Genomic DNA, 15,834 nt, shown 5'->3' with positions numbered 1-15,834 from the left:
CTTGAGCTGCATCCAGACGATCTGATCGAAAGGGTGCAACGGATTTTCGCGTTCGACCGCTTGAGCATAGACTTCAACTGCGCGTTTTACAGCTACAGAGACACGGCCGAACAGGTCCCTCAGATAGCGACCGCTGTCGCTTTGCTCTAGACATTTCACAATGCCGCCGTTTCAAATAGATCATAAGGGTCCGCGGGGATGGCCGCGTTGCGATTGCTTCCGATATTTGTCGAGGGCTGCCGCGGCAGGATCTGCAATGCCTTGCAGGGCTGGAGCGGGACTGCCATATAAGACCCGATGACGTCAGATACAAAAATTTTTGTTGGCCTTCGGCCGACGCGCAAAAAGCAGGCTCCGCTCCCAGATACGGACTGTCCAGAATGCCAATGGGCCGATTGTGAAAAGCCTGGTACTCAGCGCGCGCCTGTCGGACGCGAGGCTGAAGGTCTCTATCTATTATTCTGCCCCAAGCATGCACAGGAATATATCAAGGGCTACAATTTCAGTCCCAATCTGTCTGCCCCTGCAACAGCGCAGTATCAAAGGGAAGCGGCAAGCGGCCTTCGACCGACTTGGGGGACAATTGTTGATCAGACCTGGGAGATACCGCTTCCCTCCACGGCCCGCTCGGGGTCGGCAAAGGCGACGAACGCACGTAGAAGCGCTGCTCAACGCCAAGTCGCACGCATTGCTTTTCAAGCGCGTAAGCTGAAGGTGATGGAGGCCAGGGCGTTCGAGGCGCTCGGTCTTTCGCCGGAAGCCACGCCGGAGGAGATTAAAATCCGCTACAAGCAGCGGCTCAAGATGCACCATCCAGACGCAAATCAAGGCGACCGAAACTCCGAAGACCAGCTCCAAGCGTCGATCGATGCCTATAAAATTCTCAAACTCAACGGCTTTTGCTAACGGCGGTCAGCCGCGGCAGGTCCAGAGTGCCATCGATCGCCGGCTACTTGTCGCTGCTTCGAGATTTTCGAACGAGCGCTCAAATAGTGAGTGCGGCGTCCCCGAGCTATCCAAAGTGTGATCGCGGAAATTGTCGGTACGACGGGCAGCGCGATGCAGCCGGCAACAGATGCGGTGGGCGAAGCGTGTATTCGCGACCGGGTGGATACTGAGCGGCCTTAGCCGGCCTTTTGTGCTCCTGCCAACCGCCGGCAGTATTTATCAACATCGGGTTCACGGTGATGGCCGCGATCGGGCCGATTCCAGGCCTGTTGGGCTGGCCGACGTGAATTTGGCGGCCTTGAGATCGGCGGACTTGAAAAAGGATTGTCTCGAACCATATCGACCTCACAGGGAGTCGTCTCCGGACTGACCACGGATGGACTGGCAGTCTGTAGAGATGGTGAAGAAGGTCGGTGCGGATGTCGCCCGGCCTTTTTCGTTGCCCGCGCGGATTGACTCACCTGCCTGTTGGACACAGATTTGCATATGTCCTCCGTTTCCAGTTTCATCTCCGAGCTTATCCGGGCTGCAAACGAGATCGGCAAGCTGGATAATTACCAGCGTCGCCGGATGCTCGGTCGAGCGATTGCCACGATCCGCGACGCACGTGAACAAGTCGGCCTCCCGACAAGTAAGTCCGCAACAGATGCGGTGATAGACCTCGTGACCATGGCAGGCTCGATCGAGCGCCGATCGGACGACGAAGTGAAAGCGGCATTCCTCGAGGCTGCAGATATGATCCGCACGCTGAAGATCGTGCTGGATGCGAAGGACGAGGTTTTGAGGGGCGAATGACGAAGCTCGCGGAAGACCCTCCAAGGCCATGTCGTCCGGGGCAAAGGGGTGATACCCGATCGATCACCTTCCCTACAACGTTGCCCTGCGGGACGTGTTGGATTTCCCCGTCCTCGATTTCGTCGGCCGAATTGGCGCGGCCGGCTGGATAAGCGCCAGGCGTTCAAGGCGCTGGCAGCTGTGATCCGAAATCACTCCCGTGCCTATGAGGACGATCCCGATCCGGAAAGCGGCCTGAGCGAGATCGGCGCTCTTGATGCGACGGAAACCAACTGCCGATCATCTGGTCGCAGGCTTTACGGAAGGCCGCGCCTCGAAGCCTTGTGCAAGCCGGCTAGAGAACGGGCTGCCTGAATGCAAACCTGTCCTTAATGTGTCGCAGTCACAATGCCGTCACAAGCCCCTCGTAGCTCAACGTCAAAGCAGCTACCGGGTTTGTAGCAGATCAAGGTTCAATTCCTCGGCAGGGGCACCACCGGATACTCGGACCCGCCCCGCTTCCCAACGAAAGCCACCTCGCCCGTTAAGGCAAGGAGGCTTCGGTCAGATCCGCATACAGCACATCGTGCAGCCGATGCCATCTTCCAGACATGATACCCTATAGTCTATTTGGACAGGTGCACTTTGGTGGCTTGTTGTGGGACACTGACTGTGCTTCTCAAGGGGCGGTCCGAATTCCGTTCCTGGAATGCGAGCGCCGTTGCAGGTGTTGCAAGCCGCTACGGCGTCGATTTCGGAGTGCTTTAATTGAGCCGTTTGAATGCAATCCTGATATGCGCCGTTCTGGCGGGATGTCAGGCCGTTCCGGGTGAAGGCCCGCTTTCTTCCGATATCATGGGCGATGCGGGCCTGCCCGCTCGGCGCGCCTGGTTTCCGACTATGTCGCGACCGCGCTCAATCGCCGTTTCGGTATCGGCGGCGGCGTCGGCCGCGTCGTTATCGGCGTCGGCGACCAGTTGAAGGTGACCATTTTCGAAGCCGGTAGCAATGGACTATTTTCGACCACGGATTCCAAGCAGACCAGCCTCGACCTCGTGGTCCAGCCGAACGGCCAGGCCTCGATCCCTTATGTCGGGCCGGTCCAGTTCGCGGGCAAGACGCTGGAGCAGGCGCGCCAAACCATCCTTGATGACCTGGTCAATAGGGCCATTGAGCCGGACGTGATCGTCACCAGCACGAGCACGGCATCGCGCAATGTGACCGTTTCGGGCGCTGTTGGTCGCTCGTCGGTCGTGCCGCTTAGCCTTGTCAGCGAAACCATCAACGAGGTCATCGCCAAGGCGGGCGGCCCCACCGCACAGCCCTACGAGACCTATGTGACGCTGGTGCGCGGCAAAAAGACCGGCACGGCGCTCCTGAAATCGATCATCGAAAATCCATCGGAAAATGTCCGCGTCCAGCCGGGCGACCAGATTTTCGCCACCCGCGATCCGCGCACCTTCACGGTTCTCGGCTCGACCAAGATCAACAAGCGCGTCGAGTTCGGCGCAAACGATCTCAACCTGCTCGAGGCCGTGGCACTGGCAGGCGGCGGCGATGACAATGCCATCGATGCCAGGGGCTATTTCGTATTCCGCTACGAGGAGCCCGATGTCGTCATGAGCCTGCTCGGTCCGCAGCGCTTCGACGCCATGCTGCGCAAGGGCATGCAGCCCGACAGCGTCGGCCGCTATCCGATCGTCTATCGCCTCAATATGAGCCATCCCGACAGTCTCATCGTCGGCCAGACCTTCCCGATCAAGAGCCGAGACGTCATCTATGCCTCGCGTCACCCGTCGGTCGATATGAGCAAGTTCCTGAACCTCGTTGCCCGGCCGATCGGCGTTGCCGGTTCAGCAAGCAGTCTTGCGGACAACCTTTGAAATTAATTTCGGTTTCTCCCTTTCTCGAAACCTAGGTGCGTGCCGTGCTCCGGCGCCACGTATTTCGGACAGTACGTTGAGTCTACGGCATTACTTTTCCAATCTGGGCAATCGCTTGCTTGCCGGAATGGTAGGCTTGGGGCTGAGAGCAGTAGGTCCGTTTGTGGCGCGGGAAGAGCGGTAGCGGACTGACCCAGGACTTTAGCAGTCGCTCGGTGGTCGACTGCTTCGCGCACCTCTACGGGCATTAAAACCCTCATGTTTGATTAGCTTCAGATGCTCGGCGTTCAGGGTCGGCACTGCCAAGCGGCAAATCAAGCCGGGAGCCGCCACATTCGCACACGACCTGCACCACGCAATTCCCTTTCCTCGAGTGGTTCGCAAGCAAATTTCGGTCGAAGCAGTTGGTGAGTTGCATCCGAAATTCGGATCTCATCGGGCTCCGCAGACGTTTGAATGCGTGAGGCCAAATTAACGGTCTCGCCCCACAGGTCATAGGCGAACCGCCTTTTGCCTATAACGCCAGCGACGATTGGTCCCGAGTGAATTCCAATTCTAAGTCTCAGCGGCTCTCCTGCGAAGCGTTCGCGCATAACTGCCTTCCGCAATGCAAGTGCATAATGCGCGAGCGCTTCTGCATGATCGGATCGCGCGGTGGGCAGGCCAGCCACGACCATCACACAATCGCCGATTGTCTTGATCTTTTCGCAACCATAACGTTCCGAGAGCCGATCCGCCGCCTTGAAGAAGTAGTTTAACATAGTGAGCGTCGTCAAGGCTCCGACGCTCCGCGTTCTTTCAGTGAAACCGACGATGTCGGCAAAAAGCACACTTACCTCTGCGTGGTTGTCTACAATTTTCTTGTGCGCTTTTAACCGCTTCGCGATCGACGCCGGAAGAATGTTCAGGAGTAGGGATTCGGCACGCTGGTATTCACGCGACAGTCCCTCTTGGCTCTTCCTCAACGCCTGGTTCGTCGATTGTAATTTTTCGTTGAGTTGACGCTCCCTCTCTTGCAGGAGCGTCATTTCATAAGCTTTCTGTTGAAGCCGTTGCTTGTTGTCGCGTTCGGCAGTAGCATCAAGAAGGAGCAGCCACACGCAGGCATTGCCAGCAAAAAGATAAAGGTCCGCGACACGCCCGCTGGGCAGTTCGACCATGGCCATGTGATAGGGAAGCTCCGGGCAAGGCAGCAAACCTTCCATAATTTCAAGCTGATCGGCAACAGGCTCGCCGATGCTAAGCCACGAGAGCCCATAATGTTTTAGGTTACCGCCCTTCGTAGCTATGCAAAGCTGGGCATCTATTTTCAGATATGCGACGGAGTGCTGATTGTAAAAGAAATCGTAAATCCAGTTTCCGACTTCTTTTGGCAATCTATCCATGGTCTATTTGGTGACCATCGAAGCAAGCTGACGAAACGCATCATCAACATGTTCACCCGAAAGCGCACTTGTTAGACAGATTTGCCATCCAAGTTTGCGAAGTTCGTTAATCTCACTATTCGATATTGCCCACCGATCGGCCAAGTCGGATTTATTGAGCAGCAATACAAACGGCATCGGGCCGAATTCGGCCTCGGCCCGCTCTCGCAGAGTGAGTGCCACAGCAAGAGTGGCGGCGCGAGTTCCATCGGCGACAAGCACGAGCCCGGCCGCACCCCGCACGTTGCTGACGCGGAATGAGCCGATATCGTCCTCGCCGGCCAAATCCCACAAGATCAGATCCACGGTTTTGTCCAGGAGTGCGACAGTCTTCTTGTCGATTTTCACTCCCACCGTGGTCAAGTAGGTATCTGAAAAGATGCTTTGAACAAACCTGCGAACCAGACTCGTCTTTCCGACAGCGAACCCACCCAACATGCAGATCTTTTTTTGCAATATCCCAGCTCCGCACTACTCTAGGGTTACCGTAATCGAAACCCGGCGATTGGTGGAGCTTCCGGTTCGACTATTTTCAGGCACTACCGGCTCAAAGGTGCCAGCGCCCCGAACCAGCAGCAGTTCCGGAGCGACGCCGCGCTTGTTAAGAAGCGCACGAACTGTTTCGGCGCGGGCGGCGCTGATCGACACGTTGGCGGTCTCACGGCCCATGGCATCCGCATGGCCGGTCAACATGAACCGCGCTGTTACGCCTGACTTGCGGGCATTTTTGGCGAACTCCTTTATTTGATCCGCCAACCTGTCTAGAACCGGCATCTGCTCTGATCCCGGCACAGCTTTGCCGGAATAGAAGAAAATATCGGTCGCCTGGATGGCCTCTCTCAAATAATTAAGTTCTGCAAGGTTCAGCTCCTGCAGCTGCGAGATATCCAGAACCACTCCGTCCGTCGAAAGTTGTTCTGCGGCGGCACGCGCCCGATTGATCCAGTTTGCAGGAGCCTCGCCCACGACAACGATGCGACCCTGGACGATCGAAAGCTGAACAGATTTGGGCGGAGCCAGCGATGCCGTCAGCCGCTTTAGCACGAACTCCGGCTCGAGGCTCTGATAGGATTGCCATTGCGAATGAACGCGGATGGGATCGACCTGCGTTCCTGATAACATCGACTGTGGGTCGGCGCCGAGCGGGTCTCTCAGACCGGAAATGTAGAAATGTCCGTCCTTCACCGTTTGTTCGGCGACAATGATGCCCGGTTGGGCCNCTCTGATAGGATTGCCATTGCGARTGAACKCGGRTGGGATCGACCTGCGTTCCTGATAACATCGACTGTGGGTCGGCGCCGAGCGGGTCTCTCAGACCGGAAATGTAGAAATGTCCGTCCTTCACCGTTTGTTCGGCGACAATGATGCCCGGTTGGGCCTCAAGTCGCGACACATATGCCTCCCAGCGCTCTACCGCACGTGCTTCAGGGCTCACATCACGGACCTTGGAGATGTCGAATTCCGGTCCGCCTGCCGAAAGCTGTCGGGCGGCTGCTTGCGCGCGATCGATCCAGGTGTCGGGCGCCTCACCCTCGGCAACGATGCGGCCCTTGACGACCGAAAGTCGTACTGTATCCGGCGGCGCCAGCGACGCCGTCAGCCGCTTCAACGCGAACTCCGGCTCAAGGCTTTGATAGAACTGCCATTNTGCGCGCGATCTATCCAGGTGTCGGACGCCTCACCCTCGGCAACGATGCGGCCCTTGACGACCGAAAGTCGTACTGTATCCGGCGGCGCCAGCGACGCCGTCAGCCGCTTCAACGCGAACTCCGGCTCAAGGCTTTGATAGAACTGCCATTGCGAGTGAACTCGGGTGGGATCGACATGCGTTCCGGACAACAACGAATGCGGGTCGGCGCCAAGCGGGTCTCTCAGACCGGAAATGTAGAAATGTCCGCTCTTCACCGTTTGTTCGGCGACAATGACGCCCGGTTGGGCCTCAAGTCGCGACACATACGCCTCCCAGCGCTCCACCGCACGTGCTTCAGGGCTCACATCACGGACCTTGGAGCTATCGAATTCTGGTCCGCCTGCCAAAAGCTGTCGGGCGGCTGCGTGCGCGCGATCTATCCAGGTGTCGGGCGCCTCACCCTCGGCAACGATGCGACCCTGGACGACTGAAAGTCGTACTGTATCCGGCGGCGCCAGCGACGCCGTCAGCCGCTTCAACGCGAACTGCGGCTCAAGGCTTTGATAGAACTGCCATTGCGAGTGAACTCGGGTGGGATCGACCTGCGTTCCTGATAACATCGACTGTGGGTCGGCGCCGAGCGGGTCTCTCAGACCGGAAATGTAGAAATGTCCGTCCTTCACCGTTTGTTCGGCGACAATGATGCCCGGTTGGGCCTTGCGCGCGATCTATCCAGGTGTCGGACGCCTCACCCTCGGCAACGATGCGGCCCTTGACGACCGAAAGTCGTACTGTATCCGGCGGCGCCAGCGACGCCGTCAGCCGCTTCAACGCGAACTCCGGCTCAAGGCTTTGATAGAACTGCCATTTCGAGTGAACTCGGGTGGGATCGACATGCGTTCCAGACAACAACGAATGCGGGTCGGCGCCAAGAGGGTCTCTCAGACCGGAAATGTAGAAATGTCCGCTCTTCACCGTTTGTTCGGCGACGATGATGCCCGGTTGGGCCTCAAGTCGTGACACGTAGGCCTGCCAGCGCTGGCCGGATTGCCAGGAAAAGAAGAACCAAGCGCCTGTCGGAATTAGAACCAGCAAGACTGCAGCCACTACCAGCCACGGAAATCCTTGGTCTGAGTACTCCTGCTTCAGTCCAACGCAAGTCTGCAACTGCGACTCTATACCATACAATTGAGAACTGTCGCCGTCAAACTGCTCTAAAGCGTGAGAGTGTTCATCATGGATGCGTAGCAGCACATCGCGAACTATTTCATGCAATTCCTCCGGCGGATTTCCCCGGATCACCGCAACCAAGGTCGCGAACGGTCCAACTTCTGACCAGAGACGAAGCTCGCCGAAGCGGATAGTGTCCAGGCCGCTCTGTTCTTTCTCGTGAAATGAGTCTTTGACAAAGTCTTGAATTGCACTGAGCATCGATGAAATGAGTTGAGGATCCTCACTCGTTGCATTCTCAGCGGTCACATGCGCGATCAAAAGCCCGGAATTTCGGTTAATGAGAAATACATGTTCTATACGATAGACAAGAGAATGCTTCAGAACGACTTCCGAGAAGCTGGCGCCAGTTCTCCAAGATTCAAGTCTCCACTTGAGCCCATGCCAGGTAAATATGTGTCTTAAAGTTTCATTCAGCGACTGAAAGGTCTGGTCGATCTTTTCACCGATCGACTTGCGGATGGCCGGCAGAAACACCGGGTATAATATGTCCGTCAGCGTGCGTGGGCTCTTCTGGATCGACCGTTGCACAGCCCTCTCGACGGCTGGCGCAAGCGCCTCGCCGAGCTGCGCATGCGACGCCTGCGCGGCTGCGCTGGGAAGAACGCCGCCCACTGCTTTCGCAAGCCGCTCCGGTTCATCCAACAGATGAGTAACGCGTGAAAGCTCCGAAATTTCGCGGCCGACCAGCAACTGGCGCAGCGTTTCCATACGACGATCGGCGGTTGGAACTCCCTCGACACGCGCATGATGGTCCGGATCGACGTTTCGGGCAATTTCGACCAAAAGAAGGGCCAGAGCCGCGCGATCGATCTCGGTATCGTTCGAGGCGGCTCTTCGAGGAAGCCTGATTGGGTCGACGTTCGACGTCAAGTTCCGATCAACTCACTTTCCAGCCACGTTCCGCGTCGCTCTTGCCACCGCCGGAATCCTGATTTATGCATTTTGCAACTTCGACAAACAGGCCAGCCAAAAGATTTCTGTCGGTCTTGACGTTGCTGAGATCGGAGAACATTTTCTCCATTAGCATCTGTATGTTTTCATACTTTTGTTTGATTTCCTCGCGCAACAAATGGTCGCTTCGACTTATTCGGTCCGCGACGTCGCGCTCAAGCTCGCTCAATTGGTCCGACAACGCGCGCACCTGCTTTTCAAGTGCCTGATTGTGCTCGCGGAGATTCCGGTCAATTTCCTTGTCGGCCTCGGCTCGTGCATCTTTTTCGCTCCGCAATTGGGCCGAGAGCGATTCGACCTGCTTCTTTGCATTTGACTCGTAGGTTTCAAGATTGCGCTTGGCCTCGGATTCGACATCCTTGAAGCGCTGTGAGAGCCGGTCTTCAAGCTTGGAAAAACGGCGGTCATAGTCCTGCATCTGGTTGCCGAACAGAAGATCGCGTATCTTATCGACACCTACTGCATCACCGGATCCGCCGTCGCGGGCCTGGGCGGCGATGAAGTTCAGCCCATTTCCCTCTACATTACCTAACGAATTTTCGTCCGCCTTATTGGCAGAAGAAGCGCTATTCGAAGTTTCCTTTGCCATCCTTATGCCCCTCCATTTGAACAACTTTCGCAATGTAACCCCGTTAATGGGAATAATGTCAGTAAAATAGCCGACCCACAAGCAGGAATCTTCTTGACTCAATTCGGAATCTTCTTAGCTCAGGCCGAATCGTGACTCAGCCGAGTGCTACGTCACTGACGTAGCAATGGAAGTTCGGGGCGACGCCATATTATTAAAAAAAGGCGGCGGCGACTGGTCGGGGATGAAAGGCGGCAAGGGGCGCGGTCGTTGAGCGGTGACAGTCCGCAATCTGCGCTACGTCAAGGTGTTCGAACACTAGGCCATGTTGACAAAGTGCGGCAGCCAAATCCTTGCTGCGGTTCGAAGGATTTTCGGGTCTTGTCGTAGCGGGTTGCAATGCGACGAAACTGTTTAAGTCTATTGAACATCCGCTCTATTCGATTGCGATCCTTGTAAGCTTTAAAGTCGCATGAAGGCGGGTTTTTGCGGTTCGCTTTCGGCGGGATCACCGGCTTTATTCCGTGGATCAAAAGCTCTGCGCGGATGACGTCACCATCGTAGCCTTTGTCGGCTAGGAAGAGTCTTGGCTTGCGGACCGGCATCGCCAGCAAGTCAGGCGCCGCGGCATAATCTGAGGCCTCTCCGCCCGTCAGGACAAAGCCAAGAGGGCGTCCCTGACCGTCTGCGCGGGCGTGGATTTTCGTCGTAAAGCCGCCGCGTGATCGACCAAAAGCCTCCTTATGAGTCCCCCTTTAGCGCCCGCAGCCTGAGAGTGGCCGCGAACTGTGGTGCTGTCGATCATGTGCTGCCAGTCATCCGTTAGCCCCAACTCGACGAGCGTTTCGAGCAAGGCATCCCATACACCTTGCTCGGCCCAACGCCGAAATCGCACATAGACCGAGTTCCATTTCCCATATCGCTCATGCATATCGCGCCAGGGGCAGCCGACGCGCAGGACGTGGAGCATCCCGTTAAGAAATCGGCGATTATCAAGTGATGGGCGCGATTTGCGCCCGCGTTCCCTTGGTAAAAATGGCGCGATGATCCGCCATTCCGCATCACTCAAATCGCCTCGTGCCAAAGCCGCCTCCGCAAAAGCAGCTATGAATCAAAGATTGGCCAAAAAGGGAATCCCTGTGTTTCAATGCTCAGCGTCCGTGGGTGGCCGAACGTGCCCGCGCGCCGCCGGATCAGAAGCACCCCACTGCTGGAAATTGAATTGTGCCTGCGTGAGCGACAGCGTCCCATTAGGACCGCCTCGAACGTCGCCAGCATCGTGGACGTCCTGTCCGTCATCTTCCCAGAAACATACCGGGCATATCTCATACCCGCCCCGTTCATGCAGCGTGCGGAAATGGCAGCACGGACACCGATAGGCCGGATTGTTTGAGAGAGGTTTTCTAACGTTGTCAAACTCCATTACCGCAGGATGAATGCCCCAGAGCAACTTTGTCAACAGGACCTAGGCGATGAACCGAGTGCCGACGGCGGCAACGCAATACGAAGGACGGCAATTCTATCGAGCTCGATAAGAAGTGCTTCACGAATGACACGGCAACACTGCGGGCGTTCGCGCGCGCACTCGCGGATGGCTTGCTTCTGATGCCGTTGAAGGCTTGATCAACGTCTGCTTTCGGGCCGACCCACCGCAGGCCCTAAGGCCGATATGGATGGCGCCACGATGGCGTTTCTTCCGCAGTTGGCGCGAAGGCGACGGGCCCGCTTGTCTACGAGCCGGACTTGAAGGCGTTTTACGATATCCATACCTTGCGAGCCGTCGGGTGATGAGGCGAATGCGGCCGATCATGATCCACGCCTCGGCTGATGCGATGGAGCATTCGACGTCCTTGGCCAATCTTCGCCGGCATGTAACATCAACCTGCAGGAGGCCCTTGATTATCCAGTCCTTGATTTCATCGACCGGATCTGCGCCGCCGGCTGGAAAACGCGCGGGGCGTTCAAGGCGCTCGCAGGAGGGATCCGCAACCAGGCTCTGGCTTATGAGCACGACTCGGACCCAGACGACGATCCGGCTGAATATGGCAAACCAGAAAGCGCTTTCCGGCTGGTAGAAGGTTCGTCGACGGGCGCAATTTGGCGCCATAAGACATGAGCCAATTTCCTGCCGAGCGGCGTGCGCTCATCTTTCCTAAAGATCAATCATTTGCTATCTCTCGGACATGCGCGCTCTGCACGAACGAAACGAACAGATAGTCCGGATGTATGTTCAAGGCATGCGTCAAATCGACATTGCAGCGGTTTTTGGCATCGAACAGACGCAGGTTTCTCACCTGATCTCGAGGGCAGCGCGCAAGGGAACGGGTGCCCTTCGTACGCCGCCTGAAGGAATGTCGCTTCGAAGCGCTCTGACTCTTGAGAGAGCGACGCGGTTATGGCCCTGCGCCGAGACGGCGGACGCACTACTCGCCAAACGTGACGGTCTCGTAATGTCCGGGATTGGCCGCAAGACGATTAGTGCGCTTGACGCATGGTTGGGCCGAGTGAGAGACGCCACTCGCGACTGACATTTGGTGGCCCAGAGCCAAATGAAAAAAAGCCTCCACACGGCAAGCTGGGGGCAGGTGACGTTCCGGTCCGCGAGCACTGATATATCGTAAAGTGATCATTCGCGCCAACCCTCCCGCATTGAGGCGGATCGGCCCGCTCCAGTAATCGCCGAGGATCGACTTGATCTCCGCCGGCCGTTAAATAAGTCGAGTGATCTTTACACAGGTCAAAAAAAGCCCACTCGCGGTTAAGGCAAGCGCACTAGGTGGTCGTGCTCTACTGACCAGCGGTGCGCAAAGTGTTCCCATCGACGGTCAGAGGTTCTTCGGGTGAGAATACAGAGCCCCTTTGTCCGTTATAATTCTGTGGCGATAGAATGGCACTTGGGAGAAACTCAGACTTGTGAGCATGGCTTGCGTGGCTTCGTTGCCGGTACGGCCTTGCGGGCAGGTGTCAGCGTGAGCATCCTGCCGTCCCAGAAGGCGGCATGATTTCGGGCATGGTCGTCAGTGTTGCCGCACAGCACATTGAAGCAGATCCGGCCGTAAAGTTCTTTGAGCGTATGCTTCGGATCGGTGAAGCGGCGCCGGATGATGGCGACAGTACGATCTGCTCTGCAATCCCGCCAGCGCCGGGCAGGCCAAGCGCGATCGACTACAGGGGATGAGATTTGGGCTCTAACGCAGATTTGCTTGTGTGCAATAGAATTGTGTGCGGCCGTATGTGAGCTCCTCCGCGCCTTGGCTCGCTGAGCTTGCCTCAGTTCACAACCATCTGAAACCAGATGTCGAGAAACTTGCTACGCTTGATCATGTCGCGGAACACGAGAAGCTCCGGTCCAAGTTCGATTCTCTGGAGACTGTCCAATGCCGCAAATTCGGCGGGATACCTGAACCCCGTCTCGGCAAGCGCCGGCTTGATCTCCACCGAATACAGCGCATCAAGGACGATGCGCGCGCCGCGAAGGTTTGTTGCGCTCTTGGGCATGAGCACGGTCCAGGGAACCGCGAGCACATAATCCTGTGGCACGACGACCTGAACCCCTTCCGGGAGGTCGTTCCCGGACAGCATGGCGGACAGTGGCACATTGTACAGGACATCCACCTTACCACTCCTGAACGCCGCCAAAAGATCGTCCGTTGTATCGTAGATCCTCGCGCTCGAGAGGCCGAAGGCGCGCATCAGCCGCCAGTACAGTGACGTGCGTATCGAATCCTGCGTAGCCAGCAGATAGCTGACATCATCGATGCCGATATTAACGATGCCGACACGGCGCGAAAGCCGGCCGCTGTTCTGCTCGAGCGCACGCACGAGTTCTATGCGGGTCCGAGGCATTCGATCTGGAATGGCTCCATCACGCAGCACCATCACGGCGGGGTCCAACCAAAAGCCGAATACCTCATGGCGCCATTGCGCGGCAGCGGCAGTGCCAGCGGTTTCATCATAAGAGGCGTACCCCTCATTGGCGACGGAAACCGCGATGTCCGGTGACGAGAACAGGGCAATATCGAATGGTGCGTTTATACGTTTTGCACCCGCGGCGATCTGCGCCGATGAAAGCCGGACATAAGACAGATCCGCCCCCGGTAGACGGGCAGCGAGCGCTGCCATCAGTGGGGCAATACGCTCTTCCGCAATGACGCCGGCCAGTCGGACCGTCCGGTCCTGCGCCAGGGCGAATGATGGAAGAACACAGCAGATCAGCAACAGACCGAGTGCCCAGTTCAATGAGTGGCGCTTCGATAATCGGAAAGCGTTCGGCATCACACATCCTTGTCCTTTGCAACGACAGGTAGGACCACTTCGACGACAAGACCGCCGCCAGCGCGGTCGGCAACGGAAATCGCACCGCCGAACGCGACGGCGATATCCTTGGCGATAGCAAGACCCAAGCCCGTTCCCGGTTGGCGCGTGTCAGCGCGTGCAAAACGCTGAAACACCTTGTTCTTCGACGCGTCCGGTATTCCCGGTCCACGGTCCAACACCTGCAAAGCCGCATGGCCCTGCGAGACTGCGAGAGACACCTGCGTCGGACCAGGGGCATGAATAAAAGCGTTCTCGACGATGTTCCGCACCATTTCCCGCAGAACGACGGGTTCTGCAACGACAAGCGCAGGGGTATCTTGCACGACAAGAACGAGAGACTGTATCAGGCCCGCATAGGCGCTTTCCGCGCGCAGCATCCGCAGGGCGTCCTTAATAGCATCGCTGAAATCGACGATTTCGCGCTCCTGTGTTTCGAGCCGATGCATCGTCGTTGCGTCGGAAAGCAGCATGTTCGCGAGCAATCCCGCCTCGCGCGCATTGTGGTGGATGCGGGAAAGCCGTCTGCGAACCTGAGGATCCTCTGCTTCTTCCAGCCCGACCTCCGCCTGCGCCTGAATGGCGGCAAGCGGTGTGCGCAATTGGTGTGCGGCGTCGGCGGTCACCCGCTTGACGCCATCCAGCACCGAGCCCAGCCGGTCCATGAATTCGTTCAGCGCCGACACCAGGGTCGAAACCTCGGCCGGCACCTCCTGGTCGATCCGGCGGAGATCGGAAGGGCGCCGCGCCCTGAGATTGCTTTCGATCAGGCGCAATGGTGAGAAGGCCGATCGCACCGACACGAGGATAAGAACGCCGGACAAAAGCGCGATCGCAACGGCGGGCAGCATGCCGTTGAAAGTTAATTGTCCGGCAAGCTCCTGGCGGGCCTCCCGCGTCTCCGCGACCATGACCCCGATCCAGCCACCCGCTCCCGTCACCGTATCGGCACGATAGCGCTGTACCGAGGCGATCCGCACCGGATCGCCTCGGTACAGCGAATCATGAAGGTACAAGGTTCCATCTTGCGCGACCGGTATGTCGAGGGCGAGGATCGGCGAGCCTGTCACAAGGCTGCCGTCCGGCGCCGTCACTCGGTAGAAAACCCGGTTGAGGCGGGACGTGCCGAGGATGGCAAAAGCCGAATAGGGGATATCGACGGTGACGGCCCCCTCTTCGATGCCGACCGTGTCGGCGATAGCAAGCGCCGATGCCGTCAGCACACGGTCGAAAGCTTCATCGGCCGCGCGTCTTGCATAGGCGCGAACAGTCAGGGCAAGAACGCTGCCGATGATGAGGAAAAGGCAGGCGGTGGTGATGAGCAGCCGCCGCTCGATCGACAATCGCGCCATCAACGCACCGCATTGGCTTTGCTGCGCAACATATATCCCGCCCCGCGATGCGTGACGATCTCGACATCCACGGCTTCGAGCTTTTTGCGGACACGCGACACCAGCAGCTCGACCGCGTTCGGCGTTCCGACATCATCGTGACCGAAGAGTTTCAGGTAAAGGCGGTCCTTGCTCACGGTATTACCTGCATGAGAGGCAAGCGCCTCGAGGACTTCGAACTCTCGGCGCCCCAGTTCAAGCGGCCTTCCGTCCGCGCGCGCTGCGCGGGAAGACAGATCGACCTCCAGCAAGCCGACGCGGATGAGCGATTTGGCAAGTCCGCTGTGGCGGCGCGTGACCGCCCTCAGCCGCGCCTCGAGTTCGCCGAGATCGAACGGCTTGACGATATAGTCGTCGGCGCCGAGATCGAGCAGGCTAATCTTGTCGTCTAACTGGTTTCTGGCTGTAATGACGAGGACCGGCGTCGGCGAACTGCGGTCCCTCATATGCGCCATGACGTCGAAACCGCTCCGGCGGGGAAGGTTGATGTCGAGGACCACGACGTCAAATTCGCCGTGAATGGCGAGTTCCTCGCCCGATATACCGTCTTGCGCCAGCGTGACATGATGCCCCGCCCGCGTGAGCTTGGATTCGATCGCTTCAGCAATATCGACGGAATCTTCTATGACAAGGATGCGCATGAGGTTGACAGGACTCTGACAGGAATTTCGGAATATCTGTCATCTTACAGCAAGGACTTTGCCAAACGCGAGACGGT

General features: G+C 57.6%; 14 protein-coding genes, 1 tRNA gene and 3 pseudogenes. 5 read left to right on the top strand and 13 right to left on the bottom strand.

Features of this window, described 5'->3' with window-relative positions; translation table 11 throughout:
- Positions 1-297: 297 nt before the first annotated feature.
- From ASD31_RS00345 to ASD31_RS00335, 4 genes and pseudogenes are all read left to right on the top strand, one after another.
- On the top strand, positions 298-906 hold the full coding sequence (locus ASD31_RS00345) for a J domain-containing protein (protein ID WP_056328044.1): 609 nt from the start codon (positions 298-300) through the stop codon (positions 904-906).
- A 528-nt stretch (positions 907-1,434) separates the two neighbouring features.
- A complete protein-coding gene (locus ASD31_RS00340; RefSeq protein ID WP_056328043.1) occupies positions 1,435-1,743 on the top strand; it encodes a hypothetical protein in 309 nt (102 codons plus the stop codon).
- 399 nt (positions 1,744-2,142) lie between these two features.
- Positions 2,143-2,218: transfer RNA gene (locus tag ASD31_RS25685), tRNA-Thr, on the top strand.
- Positions 2,219-2,490: 272 nt separating this feature from the next.
- Positions 2,491-3,605: pseudogene (locus ASD31_RS00335) on the top strand (polysaccharide biosynthesis/export family protein).
- Positions 3,606-3,919: 314 nt separating this feature from the next.
- Here ASD31_RS00335 and ASD31_RS00330 read toward each other — a convergent pair.
- The 9 genes and pseudogenes from ASD31_RS00330 to ASD31_RS25670 all read right to left on the bottom strand — a co-directional run.
- Positions 3,920-4,990 carry an adenylate/guanylate cyclase domain-containing protein gene (locus tag ASD31_RS00330; RefSeq protein ID WP_056328041.1) on the bottom strand — a complete coding sequence of 357 codons (1,071 nt, stop codon included), beginning with the start codon at positions 4,988-4,990 and terminating at the stop codon, positions 3,920-3,922.
- A gap of 3 nt (positions 4,991-4,993) precedes the next feature.
- Positions 4,994-5,485, bottom strand: a complete 492-nt coding sequence (locus tag ASD31_RS00325) for a Rab family GTPase (RefSeq protein ID WP_244483723.1) — start codon at positions 5,483-5,485, stop codon at positions 4,994-4,996.
- Between the two features lie 15 nt (positions 5,486-5,500).
- A complete protein-coding gene (locus ASD31_RS26540) occupies positions 5,501-5,803 on the bottom strand; it encodes an OmpA family protein (protein WP_244483740.1) in 303 nt (100 codons plus the stop codon).
- Positions 5,804-7,211: 1,408 nt separating this feature from the next.
- Positions 7,212-8,762, bottom strand: a complete 1,551-nt coding sequence (locus ASD31_RS00315) for a hypothetical protein (protein WP_244483722.1) — start codon at positions 8,760-8,762, stop codon at positions 7,212-7,214.
- 7 nt (positions 8,763-8,769) lie between these two features.
- Positions 8,770-9,432 carry a hypothetical protein gene (locus tag ASD31_RS00310; RefSeq protein WP_056328037.1) on the bottom strand — a complete coding sequence of 221 codons (663 nt, stop codon included), beginning with the start codon at positions 9,430-9,432 and terminating at the stop codon, positions 8,770-8,772.
- Positions 9,433-9,713: 281 nt separating this feature from the next.
- Positions 9,714-10,112, bottom strand: coding sequence for an IS5 family transposase (locus tag ASD31_RS27000; protein WP_082520344.1), 399 nt, complete (start codon positions 10,110-10,112; stop codon positions 9,714-9,716).
- Positions 10,064-10,480, bottom strand: a complete 417-nt coding sequence (locus ASD31_RS26995) for an IS5 family transposase (protein WP_413813767.1) — start codon at positions 10,478-10,480, stop codon at positions 10,064-10,066. The genes ASD31_RS27000 and ASD31_RS26995 overlap by 49 nt, the downstream gene beginning before the upstream one ends.
- A 75-nt stretch (positions 10,481-10,555) precedes the next feature.
- Positions 10,556-10,834 (bottom strand): CPCC family cysteine-rich protein, encoded by a 279-nt coding sequence (locus ASD31_RS26990; protein ID WP_082520343.1) that lies wholly within the window; start codon positions 10,832-10,834, stop codon positions 10,556-10,558.
- A 333-nt stretch (positions 10,835-11,167) separates the two neighbouring features.
- Positions 11,168-11,275 (bottom strand): annotated as a pseudogene (locus ASD31_RS25670) (IS5/IS1182 family transposase); the annotation flags it as partial.
- Positions 11,276-11,594: 319 nt separating this feature from the next.
- Between ASD31_RS25670 and ASD31_RS26985 the strand changes: the two are divergent.
- Positions 11,595-11,939 carry a helix-turn-helix domain-containing protein gene (locus tag ASD31_RS26985; protein ID WP_413813766.1) on the top strand — a complete coding sequence of 115 codons (345 nt, stop codon included), beginning with the start codon at positions 11,595-11,597 and terminating at the stop codon, positions 11,937-11,939.
- A gap of 387 nt (positions 11,940-12,326) precedes the next feature.
- Here ASD31_RS26985 and ASD31_RS25050 read toward each other — a convergent pair.
- The 4 genes and pseudogenes from ASD31_RS25050 to ASD31_RS00280 all read right to left on the bottom strand — a co-directional run.
- Positions 12,327-12,517, bottom strand: a pseudogene (locus ASD31_RS25050) (HipA domain-containing protein); the annotation flags it as partial.
- A gap of 164 nt (positions 12,518-12,681) precedes the next feature.
- Entirely contained in the window at positions 12,682-13,686 is a 1,005-nt protein-coding gene (locus ASD31_RS00290) for an ABC transporter substrate-binding protein (protein ID WP_056328031.1), read from the bottom strand.
- Entirely contained in the window at positions 13,686-15,077 is a 1,392-nt protein-coding gene (locus ASD31_RS00285; RefSeq protein ID WP_056328030.1) for a sensor histidine kinase, read from the bottom strand. The genes ASD31_RS00290 and ASD31_RS00285 overlap by 1 nt, the downstream gene beginning before the upstream one ends.
- Positions 15,077-15,757, bottom strand: a complete 681-nt coding sequence (locus tag ASD31_RS00280) for a response regulator transcription factor (RefSeq protein ID WP_056328028.1) — start codon at positions 15,755-15,757, stop codon at positions 15,077-15,079. Before ASD31_RS00280 ends, ASD31_RS00285 begins: the two co-directional genes overlap by 1 nt.
- Between the last annotated feature and the right edge of the window lie 77 nt (positions 15,758-15,834).

The sequence above is a fragment of the Rhizobium sp. Root482 genome (assembly GCF_001426565.1).
GTDB lineage: Bacteria > Pseudomonadota > Alphaproteobacteria > Rhizobiales > Rhizobiaceae > Pararhizobium.
This window is presented reverse-complemented; position numbering and strand designations above follow the sequence as displayed.

What these genes read in the sequence shown, in the direction of transcription:
- ASD31_RS26985 (WP_413813766.1), top strand. Translation starts at nt 11,595, where the DNA reads ATGCGCGCTCTGCACGAACGAAACGAACAGATAGTCCGGATGTATGTT.
- ASD31_RS00330 (WP_056328041.1), bottom strand. Translation starts at nt 4,990, where the DNA reads ATGGATAGATTGCCAAAAGAAGTCGGAAACTGGATTTACGATTTCTTT.
- ASD31_RS00310 (WP_056328037.1), bottom strand. Translation starts at nt 9,432, where the DNA reads ATGGCAAAGGAAACTTCGAATAGCGCTTCTTCTGCCAATAAGGCGGAC.
- ASD31_RS26990 (WP_082520343.1), bottom strand. Translation starts at nt 10,834, where the DNA reads ATGGAGTTTGACAACGTTAGAAAACCTCTCTCAAACAATCCGGCCTAT.
- ASD31_RS00280 (WP_056328028.1), bottom strand. Translation starts at nt 15,757, where the DNA reads ATGCGCATCCTTGTCATAGAAGATTCCGTCGATATTGCTGAAGCGATC.
- ASD31_RS00285 (WP_056328030.1), bottom strand. Translation starts at nt 15,077, where the DNA reads ATGGCGCGATTGTCGATCGAGCGGCGGCTGCTCATCACCACCGCCTGC.
- ASD31_RS26540 (WP_244483740.1), bottom strand. Translation starts at nt 5,803, where the DNA reads ATGCCGGTTCTAGACAGGTTGGCGGATCAAATAAAGGAGTTCGCCAAA.
- ASD31_RS00290 (WP_056328031.1), bottom strand. Translation starts at nt 13,686, where the DNA reads ATGCCGAACGCTTTCCGATTATCGAAGCGCCACTCATTGAACTGGGCA.
- ASD31_RS00345 (WP_056328044.1), top strand. Translation starts at nt 298, where the DNA reads ATGACGTCAGATACAAAAATTTTTGTTGGCCTTCGGCCGACGCGCAAA.
- ASD31_RS00340 (WP_056328043.1), top strand. Translation starts at nt 1,435, where the DNA reads ATGTCCTCCGTTTCCAGTTTCATCTCCGAGCTTATCCGGGCTGCAAAC.